This window comes from Microbacterium sp. KU4F (assembly GCF_056868075.1).
The window spans coordinates 2,137,728-2,150,462 of record NZ_CP200324.1 but is presented as its reverse complement, the minus strand read 5'-3'; the positions used below and the strand labels follow the sequence as shown (position 1 = coordinate 2,150,462).

At 70.2% G+C, this 12,735-nt stretch carries 13 protein-coding genes and 1 pseudogene; 5 read left to right on the top strand and 9 right to left on the bottom strand.

Features of this window, described 5'->3' with window-relative positions:
• Positions 1-159: 159 nt before the first annotated feature.
• The 6 genes from AC1VNH_RS10955 to AC1VNH_RS10930 form a co-directional block, all read right to left on the bottom strand.
• On the bottom strand, positions 160-906 hold the full coding sequence (locus AC1VNH_RS10955; protein WP_234074058.1) for an amino acid ABC transporter ATP-binding protein: 747 nt from the start codon (positions 904-906) through the stop codon (positions 160-162).
• Positions 903-1,763, bottom strand: a complete 861-nt coding sequence (locus AC1VNH_RS10950; RefSeq protein ID WP_243226310.1) for an amino acid ABC transporter permease — start codon at positions 1,761-1,763, stop codon at positions 903-905. The genes AC1VNH_RS10955 and AC1VNH_RS10950 overlap by 4 nt, the downstream gene beginning before the upstream one ends.
• A gap of 2 nt (positions 1,764-1,765) precedes the next feature.
• A complete protein-coding gene (locus AC1VNH_RS10945; RefSeq protein WP_483111385.1) occupies positions 1,766-2,620 on the bottom strand; it encodes an ABC transporter substrate-binding protein in 855 nt (284 codons plus the stop codon).
• A 68-nt stretch (positions 2,621-2,688) separates the two neighbouring features.
• Positions 2,689-3,126: a cupin domain-containing protein gene (locus tag AC1VNH_RS10940; protein ID WP_243226308.1), complete on the bottom strand. Its 438-nt coding sequence runs from the start codon at positions 3,124-3,126 to the stop codon at positions 2,689-2,691.
• Positions 3,123-4,424 (bottom strand): amidohydrolase family protein, encoded by a 1,302-nt coding sequence (locus AC1VNH_RS10935; RefSeq protein WP_483111383.1) that lies wholly within the window; start codon positions 4,422-4,424, stop codon positions 3,123-3,125. The genes AC1VNH_RS10940 and AC1VNH_RS10935 overlap by 4 nt, the downstream gene beginning before the upstream one ends.
• Positions 4,421-5,845, bottom strand: coding sequence for an adenosylhomocysteinase (locus tag AC1VNH_RS10930; protein WP_483111381.1), 1,425 nt, complete (start codon positions 5,843-5,845; stop codon positions 4,421-4,423). Before AC1VNH_RS10930 ends, AC1VNH_RS10935 begins: the two co-directional genes overlap by 4 nt.
• Before the next feature lie 150 nt (positions 5,846-5,995).
• Here AC1VNH_RS10930 and AC1VNH_RS10925 point away from each other — a divergent pair, with 150 nt between their 5' ends.
• Together AC1VNH_RS10925 and AC1VNH_RS10920 are read left to right on the top strand one after the other, a co-directional pair.
• Complete coding sequence (locus tag AC1VNH_RS10925; protein WP_137418529.1) at positions 5,996-6,457, top strand: BAR domain-containing protein; 462 nt, start codon at positions 5,996-5,998, stop codon at positions 6,455-6,457.
• 204 nt (positions 6,458-6,661) lie between these two features.
• A complete protein-coding gene (locus AC1VNH_RS10920) occupies positions 6,662-7,285 on the top strand; it encodes a hypothetical protein (RefSeq protein ID WP_483111379.1) in 624 nt (207 codons plus the stop codon).
• Here the strand turns inward: AC1VNH_RS10920 and AC1VNH_RS10915 are convergent, their stop codons facing one another.
• The 3 genes and pseudogenes from AC1VNH_RS10915 to AC1VNH_RS10905 all read right to left on the bottom strand — a co-directional run bounded on the left by AC1VNH_RS10915 (position 7,286) and on the right by AC1VNH_RS10905 (position 10,812).
• Positions 7,286-7,690, bottom strand: coding sequence for a DUF779 domain-containing protein (locus AC1VNH_RS10915; protein ID WP_483111378.1), 405 nt, complete (start codon positions 7,688-7,690; stop codon positions 7,286-7,288).
• 145 nt (positions 7,691-7,835) lie between these two features.
• A pseudogene (gene exaC, locus AC1VNH_RS10910) lies at positions 7,836-9,384 on the bottom strand (acetaldehyde dehydrogenase ExaC).
• Between the two features lie 102 nt (positions 9,385-9,486).
• On the bottom strand, positions 9,487-10,812 hold the full coding sequence (locus tag AC1VNH_RS10905; protein WP_483111376.1) for a GAF domain-containing protein: 1,326 nt from the start codon (positions 10,810-10,812) through the stop codon (positions 9,487-9,489).
• Positions 10,813-10,961: 149 nt separating this feature from the next.
• Between AC1VNH_RS10905 and AC1VNH_RS10900 the strand changes: the two genes are divergently transcribed.
• From AC1VNH_RS10900 to AC1VNH_RS10890, 3 genes are read left to right on the top strand one after another with little or no spacing between them, the layout of a single operon-like run.
• Entirely contained in the window at positions 10,962-11,321 is a 360-nt protein-coding gene (locus AC1VNH_RS10900; RefSeq protein WP_320433625.1) for a PadR family transcriptional regulator, read from the top strand.
• Positions 11,318-12,427, top strand: coding sequence for a hypothetical protein (locus AC1VNH_RS10895; protein WP_483111374.1), 1,110 nt, complete (start codon positions 11,318-11,320; stop codon positions 12,425-12,427). Before AC1VNH_RS10900 ends, AC1VNH_RS10895 begins: the two co-directional genes overlap by 4 nt.
• Complete coding sequence (locus AC1VNH_RS10890) at positions 12,424-12,576, top strand: hypothetical protein (protein WP_483111372.1); 153 nt, start codon at positions 12,424-12,426, stop codon at positions 12,574-12,576. Before AC1VNH_RS10895 ends, AC1VNH_RS10890 begins: the two co-directional genes overlap by 4 nt.
• The last annotated feature ends 159 nt before the right edge of the window (positions 12,577-12,735 follow it).

The window sequence follows — 12,735 nt, the reverse complement described above, 5'->3', positions numbered from 1 at the left end:
CCACCCCCCGTTCAAGGGACCCGAAGTGCGGGCTTTCCGGTCCCGGGACCGCAAGACGCGTCCCTCGAACAGAAGAGTCGGTCCCTCGAACGCACGTCGGTCCCTCGAGCGGAGGTGATCTCCTCGAGCGCACTCAAGTCGCGCGCAGGGCGGCGCGGGTCAGGCGAGGGCGCCTCCGCGGCGTTCGCGCTCGAGGAACCGGATCGTCTCCGGATGCTGCGGAGCATCGAACACCTGCGCGGGGGTGCCCTGCTCGATGATCGTGCCGCCCTGCATGAACACGATCCGGTCGGCCACCTCGCGTGCGAACGACATCTCGTGCGTCGCCATCAGGATGGTGGAGCCGCGGGTCTTGAGCTCGCGCACCAGATCGAGCACCTCGCCGACGAGCTGCGGGTCGAGCGCGCTCGTGATCTCGTCGAGCAGCAGGAGCTCGGGATCGGTCATGATCGCGCGCACGATCGCGACGCGCTGCTGCTGCCCGCCCGACAGGCGGTCGGGGAACTCACGCGCCTTCGCGCCGAGACCCAGCGTCTCGAGCAGCTCCATGCCGCGCGCACGCGCCTGCTCACGCGGCACCCCGTGAACGCGGCGCGCAGCAAGCGTGACGTTGTCGATCACGCGGAGGTGCGGGAAGAGGTTGAAGTGCTGGAACACGACGCCGATGCGGGCGCGCACCGCATCCTGATCGACCGTGGGATCGGTGATGTCGTCGCCGCTGAGCAGGATGCGGCCGTCGTCGACGCGCTCGATGAGGTTGATCGTGCGCAGCAGTGTCGACTTGCCGGAGCCGGAGGCGCCGATGAGCACCACGACCTCGTGCTGGGCGAGGCTGAGATCGATGCCGCGCAGCACCTGGTGGTCGCCGAAGTCCTTGCGCACGCCGATGACGTCGAGAACGCTCACACGACACCTCCGGTCTGCTCGCGGCGGGCGAGGCGGGCCGAGACCCAGTCGGTGAGCCGGATCATCGGCAGGCTCATGGCGACGAACAGGAGCCCCGCGACGATGTACGGGGTGAAGTTGTAGGTGGCGGCGACCTGGATCTGGGCGGCACGCACGGCGTCGACGGCGCCGAGGACGGAGATGAGTCCCACATCCTTCTGCATCGACACGAAGTCGTTCATGAGGGCCGGCACGACTTTGCGCACGCCCTGGGGGATGACGACGATGCGCAGGGTCTGTGCATGGCTGAGTCCGAGCGAGCGGGCGGCGATCCGCTGCGAGGGGTGCACCGCCTCCATACCGGCGCGCAGCACCTCCGCCACATACGCGGAGTAGGTGAGCACGATCGCGATGGTGCCCCAGAGAACCACCGGCACGCGCCCGAAGATGCCGAGGGCGGGGATGCCGAACCCGACGAGGTACAACACGATCAGCAGCGGCATGCCGCGGAACAGGTCGGTGTAGACGGTCGCCAGCGCGCGGAGCGGGAAGAAGACCGGCCCGCGCAGCGAGCGCATCACCGCGAGCAGGGTGCCGATCACGGCGACGGCGAGGGCGGCGACCAGCAGCACCTGGATGTTGACCCACAGCCCGGCAAGCACCGAGGGGAAGGCGGCGAGCGCGATGTCGACGTCGAAGAAGCTGCGGCGCACGTCCTCCCAGCCGGGGCTGGAGACGACCGCGTAGCCGACGATGCCGACGAAGACGACGGTGCTCGCGAGCGCGATGAGCACCGATTTCGTGGACTGCCGGCGCCGCGTGGCGCGCCGGGCGAGCTCGAGCTCGCTCGGCTGCCACGCGGCGTCGGTCGTGGTCATGTTCAGCCGAGGACCGGAACGTCGACGGCTTCGCTGAGCCAGGTCTTCTGCAGCTCGTCGAGCGTGCCGTCCGCGCGGAGCTCGTCGAGCGCCTTCGACACGGGGTCGGTCAGCTCCGAACCCTTGGGCAGCACGTAGGCGAGCTGGTCGCCGCCGGTCGTGTCGGCGAACTGGCCGAGGATCTTGCCGCCGTCGAGCTCGGCGTTCGCGAGGTAGAAAGCGGTGGGCAAGTCGATCACGAAAGCGTCGATCTGGCCGGACTGGAAGGCAAGCACGACGTCGTCGTTGTTGTTGAAGACGCTGAGCTTGTCGGTGCCGAGCTCCTCGGCGGCGACGGTGTAGCTGGTCGTGCCGCTCATGACGCCGACCGTGTAGCCCTTGAGCTGGTCGATCGTCGTCGCGTTCGCTGCGGCGGAGGTGTCCGAGGTCACGACGGCCTGCGATGTCGTGTAGTACGGCGACGAGAAGTCGACGGCCTGCTTGCGCTCGTCGGTCACCGAGAACTGCTGGATGTTGAGGTCCCAGTCCTTGGGCCCGGGCGCGATCGCGCTGTCGAACGTGGAACGCACCCACACGACGTCGTCGGCCGAGAAGCCGAGCTTCTCCGCCAGCGCGTAGGACACGGCCGACTCGAAGCCCTTCTGGTTGGAGGGGTCGTTGTCGACGACCCAGGGGTCGTACGCCGGCTCACCGGTCGCGATGGTGAGCTTGCCCGCGGTGAGGGTCGGCAGAGATCCGTCCTCGGATGCGGCCGGAGCGGACTCACCGGCGAAGGCGCAGGCGGTCAGGGCGAGCGCTGCGACGGCGCCGAGGGCGGCGCCGACGGTCAGACGCCGGAGGCGGGAGGTCGTGATCACGGGGACTCCAAGCAGGAAGAGGGGGTGTCGGGTCGGGCGTCGGCGGGTTGCTGTGTCCGACGCCGCGCTCAGCCTAAATCACGGGCGAGGCGCCAGTCCTCGAAGCTGAAACCTGGCGAAACGACACAGCTGACGAGCACCTCGACCTCGCCGCCGAGACGGGCCGACTGCCACACGCCGGCCGGCACCGTCACCTGCGCCAGGTGTCCCGCCGAAAGGTCCGGGCCCAGGGTGACGGTGCGCTCTGCGATCGGCTCCTCGCCGTCGCCCCCGAAGCTCAGCTCGAGGGTGCCGGGTCCGTGCCAGAGCCAGATCTCGTCGCTCGTCACGACGTGCCACGCGCTGTGCTCGCCGGGGGTCAGCAGGTAGTGGATGCAGGTGGCTGCCGGCCTCGGACCGGCCGGCGTCTCCACGCCCGCGGTCGCGGTCCACATCCGACGGAACCAGCCGCCCTCGGGATGCGGGGCGAGATCGAGGGTGACGGCGGTGGCGGGGCGGGTGCTCATGCGCTGACTCCGGTGTGCTCGGTGAAGGACGGGGTCGTGTGCCGGAACCCGCCGCTGATCACGGTGGCGGCGGCGTGACCCGCGCCATCGGTGGCGAGGTGCTCGATCGTGTCGTCGATCGTCGTCACGGCGATGTCGATGAAGGCGAGGTCCGCGAGGGCTCCGACCGCCAGGTAGCCGGTGCGATCGGGGCCGGTGTCGATGCCCATCGCGTGTGCACCGCCGAGGGTTGCCGCCCGGAGCAGCTGCGCCGCGAGTCCGCGGTCGGAGTAGCCCTGCGCCCGGGCGATGCGGTGCAGCGCCGCCACATCCGCCAGCAGGTCGAGCGAGGGACTCGAGGAGAGCGAGTCGGTGCCGACGGCGATGCCGTTGCCCTCGGCGAGGTAGGCCGCCACGGGAGGCTCGTCGAGGCCGATGACCGCGTTGGAGCGGGGGCACAGCGCCACCGAGGTACCGCGGGCGCGCAGCAGCGCGCGATCGCGCGCGGTCATGTAGACGCCGTGCGCGATGTGACAGTCCGGCCCGAGCACACCCAGCTGGTCGACGAACTCCGTGGCGCCCGTGCCGAAGCCGTCGCCGCGCAGCTCGCGGAAGCTGCCGGCGCGACGTTCCTGCCACGGCATCGGATGCGGAGCGCCCGACTCGCGCTCGAACGCGGCCTCACCGAGGTGCAGATGGATGCGGCCGCCGCGCTCGCGCACGATATCGGGGATCTCCAGCAGCGGCTCGACGTCGAGCGAGTACGGCGCGTGGGGCGAGAGCCCGGTGCCGGGCGGGGAGGGAAGCGCGTCCAGCGCCGCCTCGACCTGCGCTCTGCCGGTCGCCGCCCAGTCGGCGTTCGTCCAGCTCATCACCTCCCAGTAGGTGATGCCGTGAAGGCCCGCGTCGTGCAGCACACCGGCGGCGGGCGCGTCGGTCACGATGTCGGCGACCGCCGTCGTGCCCGCCTCGATCACCTGGCGCGCTCCGGCTGCCGCATCCGCCTTCCAGTCGTGCCCGCGCTCGTAGACCGGGTCGAAGGCCGCCGCCCAGTCCTCGAAGCCGCGGTAGCTGCCGCGTCCGACCTCGGCCATTCCCGTGTACTGCAGGTGCGAATGGGCGTTGACGAGTCCCGGCAGGAGCACGCCCGGCCAGTGCACCTCGGTGAACGAGGCGCCGCGGGCGGTGAGCTCGCGACGCACCCAGTCCCGGTCTCCGACGTGGCGGATGCGGCCGCCGCTGACGGCGATCGCCCCCTGCGGGATCGGCGGGGCGGTGATGGGCAGCACCAGATCGGCCGAGTACAGCACGACGCTCATCCGCGGGTCCCCTCGTACCGGGCCGAGCGCCAGTCTGCCTCGGTACCCGCGATCGCGGTGGACTCGTCGATCCGCACGCCGCGGGCGGCGAGCGCCGCCAGGCCCACACGCTCGTCGATCTCAGGCGGGAGGGCGTGCACGCCGACCCCGGGGCGGGTGCGCAGCAGGTGGTCGAGGGCGGCGAGCTGCACCGCGAATGACAGGTCCATGATCTCGATCGGGTTGCCCTCGGCGGCGGTGATGTTGATCGCTCCGCCACCGCCGAGCATGAGCGCGGCGGATGCGGCCGCTGCCGCCGTCACCTCCCCCGGGACACCACCCGCGACGGCGACCGCCACCGCACGCTCGGCGATCGCCGCATCGATCGTGCCCGCGACGCCCGTGGCCGACACGACGAGCGCGCCGTCCGCCAGCTCGGATGCGGGGCCGACCGCATAGCCGTCGTGGCGCGCGGTGAGGGCCCGCACCGGGTCGATCTCGGCCACCGCGACGGTCGCGCCCAGGGCGCGCAGGTATGCCGCGACGCCCTCGCCGACGGGGCCGTAGCCGATGACGAGAGCCGGTTGATCGCGAACCGTCAGCCCGCGCTGCTCGAGAAGATCCGCGATCGCGAGAACGCAGGAGAACCCGGTGCCGTACCGGTTGTCGAACCGGGTCTTGGCGGCGGCATCGTTGACAGCCAGGACCGGGGTGCGCAGCAGCCCCGCCGCATCCATGCGCCGCAGCGGCGTGAGCCCGGAGGTCGTCTCCTCGTTCGCACCAATCCAGGATGCGGCGATCGCGGGGTCGATCTCGTGGGCGAGGCGGATGAGGTGCGAGCCGTCGTCGATGAGAATGTCAAAGCCGCGGCGCAGGAAGCGCTCGGCCGCCGAGCGCTCCTCGAGACCCGAAAGATCGGCGCCGCCGTCGACCGGGATGCCCATCGACGCGAGCGCCGCGGCGACGGCCGCATCCGTCTCGTCGGGGTGCCCGTAGACCGCGACGTCGGCTCCGCGGGAGCACAGCAGAAGCGCCAGCTGGGCCGTCTTCGGCTCGAGCACCATGCACACGCCGATGCGGAGGCCGGTGAGGTCGATCTGATCCGCGAGGGCGGCGGAGACCGGCATGTGGGCCGCGGCGAAGGCGATGCGTGCGGCGGCATCGGGCCGTTCGGGCAGCGGCGCACCGCCCAGGAGCACGGGCACGTCCGTGGGGTCCGCGTCGGCGGCGAGCGCCGTGAAGTCGAACCGCAGCATCCCCGCATCCGAGGCCGAGCCTGTCGTGACGACCGCACCCAGATCGTGCAGCAGAGTCGTGAGTCGCTCGGCGACGGCGCGATGTGCGGGCGACGCGTCGACCCGCACGGTGCGCGAGGCGATCATGAGATTCGTGCGGCGGGCGAAGCGGCGCACGATCGCCTCCGCGATGCGCGTCGTATCCACCGCCATAGCCTACGTCGATCCTTAGCACAGAATGAGATCCCTCTCACGGGGGGACGTCGGGCGGGGGCCGCCGCTTAGCGTGAGGAGCGGGGGCGTCTTCCGTGACGGAGGCGGACCCACGTCCGCACACGCAGCACACGGAGGAACCTCATGCGCAAACTCGCCCCCCTCGCCCTTTCGGCCATCGCCCTTCTCGCCCTCGCCGGTTGCGCGGGCGGCGCCAACGGCGGCGGAGACGCCGGCGCCTCGTCCCAGTCCGTCCAGGAGGCGTGCTCCATCGCCCAGGACAAGCTCAGCGACGCCCAGAGCAAGCTGAGCGAGTCGATGTCGGCAGCGGCCTCGGGCGACAGCGAGGCCACGACCGATCTGTTCGAGACGGTCCAGAAAGGGCTCGACGACGCCCTTGCCGAGATCACGAACGCCGACGTGAAGAAGCCGCTGCAGGCGGTCTCGGACGAGTACAAGACGATCGGTGAGTCGATGTCGGCTCTCGCCGCCGCGGGCTCCGACCCCTCCAAGATCGACGAGCTCACCAAGATCAACGATGACGTGCAGGCCTCGAGCGAGCGCCTGAAGACGGCATCCGACGAGCTCACGAAGCTCTGCGCCTGAGTCTCGCGCTCCACACGACGAAGGGATGCGGCCCGCCGGGGTCGCATCCCTTCGTCGTTGTCGTCGGTGACCGTTCGTGCGGCGGAACCGACAGATTCTGCGCCCGTGGACGTCAAAGCCTCCCCCGCCTGATGGACTCCCTGCGGCTTCGTCGCGCGGGACCGGGATGCAGGTGCGCGGCGGAGCCCTCGGAAGGAGTCACGGATGTTCGCAGGAATCCGACGGGGATGGACCCGTTTCGCCGACGCCCGCCCCACGTGGGCGCAGCTGATCGTGTTCTCGCTGCTCAACGTCGGTATGACCGTGCTCCAGCTCGTGCTGATGCCCGTGTTGAAGGCCGTCTTCGCCCTCACGCCGCTCGTCGACACCGGCTTCCAGGCACTGCCCGTCGGCTCGGACTACTTCATCTTCGACTACGCGGCCGGCGCTCTGCCGGCGGGCGGGGGCGGGCTCGCCTACTTCCTCGCCGTCCAGCTCACGCTCGCGATCGCGCAGGTCGTGAACTTCTTCGCGCAGCGCAACATCACCTTCAAGTCCAACAGCAACCCGTGGTGGGCGGCGCTCTGGTACACGCTCGCCTACGTCGTGATCACGTTCGGCGCCGCCGCACTGCAGGGCTTCTACAAGGCGCCGGTGTACGACCTGTTCATCACGGTGTGGGCGATGGGAGCGACCGGCGAGACGCTGGCCGACGTCGTCACGATGCTGATCAACGCCCTCATCTCCTGCGCCGTGTTCTTCCCGATCTTCAAGATCATCTTCCGCCGCGATCCCGACCCCGAGATCGTCGTCGCGCCCGCACCCACGCGCGAGCGCGTGAGCGTCTGATCACCTCGCCGCGAGGCCGAAGGCTTCGAGTTCGGCGGGCTCCAGCATCCGAGAGCGGATGAGGAACCGCATGCCCGTCGGCGCCTCCACGCTGAATCCGGCACCGCGCCCCGGCACCGCGTCGATCGTCAGGTGCGTGTACTTCCAGTACTCGAACTGCGACTCGGACATGAAGACCTCGATCGGCGCGAGGTCGGCGACGCGCAGCGCGCCGAGTCGCACGTCGCTCGGTCCGGTGAGGAACATGCCGACGGGGTAGCACATGGGTGCGGAGCCGTCGCAGCATCCGCCGGACTGGTGGAACATGAGCGGCCCGTGTTGCGCGGTCAGCTTCACCAGCAGGGATGCGGCCGCATCCGTCACCGCGACGCGCTCCGCCGCCGGCTCGATGGGCGTCTCATCCATCCCTCTCCCCTTCCCTGCATGTCCCACTTCCCGCATCCCGTGTCCCACTTCCCGCAGGTTTCACCCCTGATTTCTGCAGAAAGTGGGACACGGATGCGGCCAGCCTGCGCGAAGTGGGACATGCACCCGCGCGGGTGGGCCCGACTCAGAAGAAGCCCATCGGCCCTTCGGCGTAGGAGACGAGCAGGTTCTTCGTCTGCTGGTAGTGATCGAGCATCTTCAGGTGGTTCTCGCGTCCGATGCCCGACTGCTTGTAGCCGCCGAAGGCGGCGTGCGCCGGGTACTGGTGGTACGTGTTCGTCCACACGCGCCCGGCCTCGATGCCGCGCCCGGCGCGGTACATCGTGTCGGCCGAACGGCTCCAGACCCCGGCGCCGAGCCCGTAGAGGGTGTCGTTGGCGGTGTGGATGGCGTCGTCGAAGTCTTCGAAGCTGGTGACCGAGACGACCGGGCCGAAGATCTCCTCCTGGAAGATGCGCATGCTGTTCTGGCCCTCGAACACCGTGGGCGCCACGTAGTAGCCCTCCGACAGATCGCCGCCGAGGTCGACACGCTCTCCTCCCGCGAGCAGCTTCGCGCCCTCTACCTTGCCGATCTCGATGTACGACAGGATCTTCTCGAGCTGGTCGTTCGAGGCCTGCGCGCCGATCATGGTCGCCGGATCCAGCGGATTGCCCTGCACGATCTTGCCGACGCGCTCCAGGCCGTCGCCGAGGAACTCCTCGTAGATCGAACGCTGGATAAGGGCACGGCTCGGGCATGTGCAGACCTCACCCTGGTTCAGGGCGAAGAACGTGAACCCCTCCAGTGCCTTGTCGTAGTACGCGTCGCGGTCGCGGGCCACATCCTCGAAGAAGATGTTCGCGCTCTTGCCGCCGAGCTCCAGCGTGACCGGGATGAGGTTCTGCGAGGCGTACTGCATGATGAGCCGGCCCGTCGTGGTCTCACCCGTGAACGCGACCTTGCGGATGCGCTTGTGCTGCGCCAGCGGTGCCCCCGCCTCGATGCCGAACCCGTTGACGATGTTCACGACGCCGGCCGGCAGCAGGTCGCCGATGAGATCGAAGAGGAAGAGGATGGATGCCGGTGTCTGCTCGGCGGGCTTGAGCACGACGCAGTTGCCGGCGGCGAGGGCGGGCGCGAGCTTCCAGGTGGCCATGAGGATGGGGAAGTTCCACGGGATGATCTGGCCCACCACGCCCAGCGGCTCGTGGAAGTGGTACGCGACGGTGTCCTCGTCGATCTGGCTGAGCGAGCCCTCCTGCGCCCGCAGGACCCCCGCGAAGTACCGGAAGTGGTCGACGGCGAGCGGGATGTCGGCGGCGAGCGTCTCGCGCACCGGCTTGCCGTTCTCCCACGTCTCGGCGACGGCGATCTTCTCGAGGTTCGCCTCGATGCGGTCGGCGATCTTGTTGAGGATGACGGCGCGGTCGGCGGGTGTCGTCTTCTTCCAGCTTCTCGAACGCCTGCCATGCCACATCCACGGCGCGATCGATGTCCTCGCTCGTGCCGCGGCCGACCTCGCAGAACGGCTTACCCGTGACGGGGGTGATGTTCTCGAAGTACTGGCCCTTGATCGGCTCGACGAACTCGCCGCCGATGTAGTGGCCGTAGCGGCTGCGATACTCGGCGACCGATCCACGGGATCCGGGGGCGGCGTAGACGCTCGAGACGCCGTCTTCAACGATGGTCATGTCATCTCCTTCGACGATCAGGACGGAGGCGGCATCCACGCCGCGCTCGTTGCCCGACACCGTAAGCGCGCCCGGGTTGCATCGGGTTGCGCGTCGGGACGACTACGCGCCGAGCTGCTCCAGGCGCGCGACGATCGGCGCGCGCCGCGGCGAGCGCGGGGCGAGCATCTCGAGGCAGAGCCGCAGCGCGTCCGCATCCTCTCGTCCCTCGTCGGTGTCGACATAGGCCAGCAGCACGTCGAGCCCCGCCCCGGCGAGGAGGGATTCGCGCAGGGCGGCCTGCACGCTCTGCCGGAGCTCCTCCACACCGGGCGCGCGGGAGTCCGGCAGCACGGGGCCGCGATACGCCGTGAGGGCCACACGGTGCGCGCCGCGATCGAGCAGCGACACGACGTGGTCGGCGTCGGTCTGCAGGGCGCTCGTGAGCCGGTAGGGCCGGGATGCGGGGATCAGCGCGGGGGCCACCGCGTCGAGCACCCGGCGTAGGCGCACCATCTCGGGGCGCAGGGTCTCCACGGGCGCGCTCTCGCCGTACACCAGGGCGGCCAGTCGCTCCGCGGAGAGTCCCTGCTGGTGCACCGCCAGCATGAGCAGGATCTCCGCGTGCCGCGCGCTCAACTCGGTCACGGTGGCGCCCCGGTCGTCCACGACGTCGAGCACGGCGAGGTCGCGCCCGAGCACGCGGAGCGTGGCATGTTCGGCCGCCCCGCGCGTGCGCCGTGTCGAGTGGCTCTTCGCGGCCGGCTCGGCGCGCGCCCGCAGCCTGGCCACCAGCAGCTCCCCCTCGATCGCCCGCGCGGTCGCGTCGACGAGCAGCTGCGCCTGCGGCGTCGTGGCCTCGGCGCCACCGGTCACATCGATGACACCGAGCACGCGCCGGCTCTCGGGGTCGCGCACCGGCGCCGCCGTGCAGGACCACGGCTGGACGAGCCGGTTGAAGTGCTCGGCTCCGCGGATCTGCACGGAGCGCTCGAGCGCGAGGGCCGTGCCCGGCGCCGAGGTGCCCACGGCGTCCTCCGACCAGTTCGCCCCCGCGACGAAGCCCATATCGCCGGTGAGGTCGCGGATGCGGCGATCGCCCTCGACCCACAGCAGGCGGCCCGCCGCATCCCCCACCGCGACGACGACGCCCGACTCGTCCTCGTCGCCCGGCAGCAGCAGCTGGCGGATCATGTCCATGACGCTCGCGAGGGGATGCGTGCGGCGGTACTCGTCGAGTTCGTCCGAGATGAGATCCAGGGGAGGCACGGCCTCCACGCCGACCAGGTTGCGGGCCGAGCGTTGCCAGCTCTCGCGGACCAGACCGCGCACGGCCCTGACCCGTGGATCCTGCGCGTTGCCGCCGACGAACTCCTCGTGCGCGCGCTCGATGAGCAGGCGCGAGCTCTCGGCCGACGCCTCGCGACGCAGGGACCAGGGCGAGGGCACAACGACTCCGATCGACGGTGATCAGGTGGCTTCAGTGTAGGCACGCCGCGCAGGAGACGACAGGGCGGTTGTGCGACACACGGTACCGTACTGCTCGCACTACTGTGCAGTGCGTGGTACCTTGCTTCGCAGACGAGAGAGGGGCGCGGATGGACACCACGCAGCTGTTGAAGGGGGTGCTGGATGCCGCCGTGCTCGCGGTCGTCCAGCACGAGGACGCCTACGGGTACGACATCGTGCGTCGCCTGCGCGACGCCGGCCTCGGAGAGGTGGGAGACGCATCCGTCTACGGCACGCTTCGCCGGCTCTACAGCGCCGGCTCGCTCTCGAGCTACGTGGTGCCCTCTGATGGCGGTCCGCACCGCAAGTACTACGCCATCAATCCGCAGGGGCGCGCGGCCCTCGATGCGCAGCGCGAGGACTGGGCCTCGTTCTCGCTCGCGCTCAGCACGCTGCTCGACGCCTCTCGTAAACCCGCCGCGCTGCGCACGATCGGAGAAGGACGATGAACGCCACGACTGAGCCCCGGGTCGACATCCCGGCCTTCGCCGCCGCCGTGCGTGCGGAGCTGAACGATCTACCCGCCGAGGAGGTCGACGACCTGATGGACGGTCTCGAGGCAGACCTGTCCGAGCAGGCCGAGGACAGCGGCGAGGCATTCTCCCTGCCGGATGCCGCGACCTACGCCGCGGAGCTCCGTGCGGCCGCGGGACTTCCCGAGCGCAGCGCCGGTCGGGCCGTGAAGGTGCCGGTGCGCGAGCGGCTGGAACGCGTCCGGCGGGCGGCGGCGACCCGCATCCGCGCCTCCCGGCTCGGATCGGCGACGCTGGACCTGCTCGTGTCGCTGCGTCCGGTCTGGTGGATCGCACGCGGGGTGGCGTTCTACCTCTTGCTGGTGTTCTTGACCGTGCCGTTCACCGGCGGCGCGAACTACGTGCCCGCGAACGTCGTGGCGTGGGTCGTCCTCGCCGCCCTGGTGCTCGTCAGCATCCAGTGGGGTCGCGGGATGTGGCTGCCGCATCGCTGGGTGCGGGGTCTCCGCGGGGCGCTCAACGTCGTGGCGAGCATCGTGGCGGCGATCGCTCTCATCGCGGCGCCGACCGTCCTGCCGCAGTACTTCGCCGCACAGGCTGCGTACGCCTACGCGTACCCGGCCGACACGAGCCAGCCCGGTCTCGTGCTCGACGGCCAGCGTGTGCGCAACATCTTCGCGTACGACGCCGCGGGCAACCCGATCACGGACGTCCAGCTGTACACCGATCAGGGCACACCGTTGACGACCGTGGGCAGCGAGGGGCTCGCGAACGGATGGTGGTGGGACGAGTACTTCCTCGGCGGCGGCGGTCCGGTCACGTCCGCCTACCAGGGCACCGGGCGCTCCCCGCTGTGGAACGTGTTCCCGCTGCGCGAGTCGGTCGGAGTCAGCTCGTGGGATGTGAACTCGGCGATCCCGATCGAGCCGAAGGAGCCGTTCGCCCAGGTTCCCGCGGTGCCGGCGCAGCCGGAGTCGGATGACGCCTCGACCCCGGAACCGAGTCCGACGCTCGGGGCCAGCACCGGGACGGACACGGCACCGGTTCCCGAGCCCGCTCCCGAGACGGAGGTGACGCCGTGAGCATGATCGGGCAGGGACGTCCGGATGCGTCCGCCAACGGCGACGCACCTGCGGCTCCGCCGCCGGCCCCCGCGGGACCCGCGCGGATCGTGAGCATCGACATCAGTCACCTGGTGCGCGAGGCCCTCGACTCCTCGCCCCGCGACTGAGAAGCCTCCCGCCCCGGGTCCCTTCCGGCGCCGAGGGCCTCCCTCCCGAGGTCCCACCACCCCTGTTCCCCTGTCATAGATCGACGTCTTCCCGTCGATCTATGACGGGGAACAAGGGTGTGTGCGGGTCATCGACGACCATGTCCCACTTTCCGCAGT

Bases quoted from the DNA above. Each gene is read 5' to 3' on its own strand.
- AC1VNH_RS10920 (WP_483111379.1), top strand. From the start codon at position 6,662: ATGTTCGCAGGAATCCGACGGGGATGGACCCGTTTCGCCGACGCCCGC.
- AC1VNH_RS10935 (WP_483111383.1), bottom strand. From the start codon at position 4,424: ATGAGCGTCGTGCTGTACTCGGCCGATCTGGTGCTGCCCATCACCGCC.
- AC1VNH_RS10925 (WP_137418529.1), top strand. From the start codon at position 5,996: ATGCGCAAACTCGCCCCCCTCGCCCTTTCGGCCATCGCCCTTCTCGCC.
- AC1VNH_RS10900 (WP_320433625.1), top strand. From the start codon at position 10,962: ATGGACACCACGCAGCTGTTGAAGGGGGTGCTGGATGCCGCCGTGCTC.
- AC1VNH_RS10940 (WP_243226308.1), bottom strand. From the start codon at position 3,126: ATGAGCACCCGCCCCGCCACCGCCGTCACCCTCGATCTCGCCCCGCAT.
- AC1VNH_RS10915 (WP_483111378.1), bottom strand. From the start codon at position 7,690: ATGGATGAGACGCCCATCGAGCCGGCGGCGGAGCGCGTCGCGGTGACG.
- AC1VNH_RS10950 (WP_243226310.1), bottom strand. From the start codon at position 1,763: ATGACCACGACCGACGCCGCGTGGCAGCCGAGCGAGCTCGAGCTCGCC.
- AC1VNH_RS10895 (WP_483111374.1), top strand. From the start codon at position 11,318: ATGAACGCCACGACTGAGCCCCGGGTCGACATCCCGGCCTTCGCCGCC.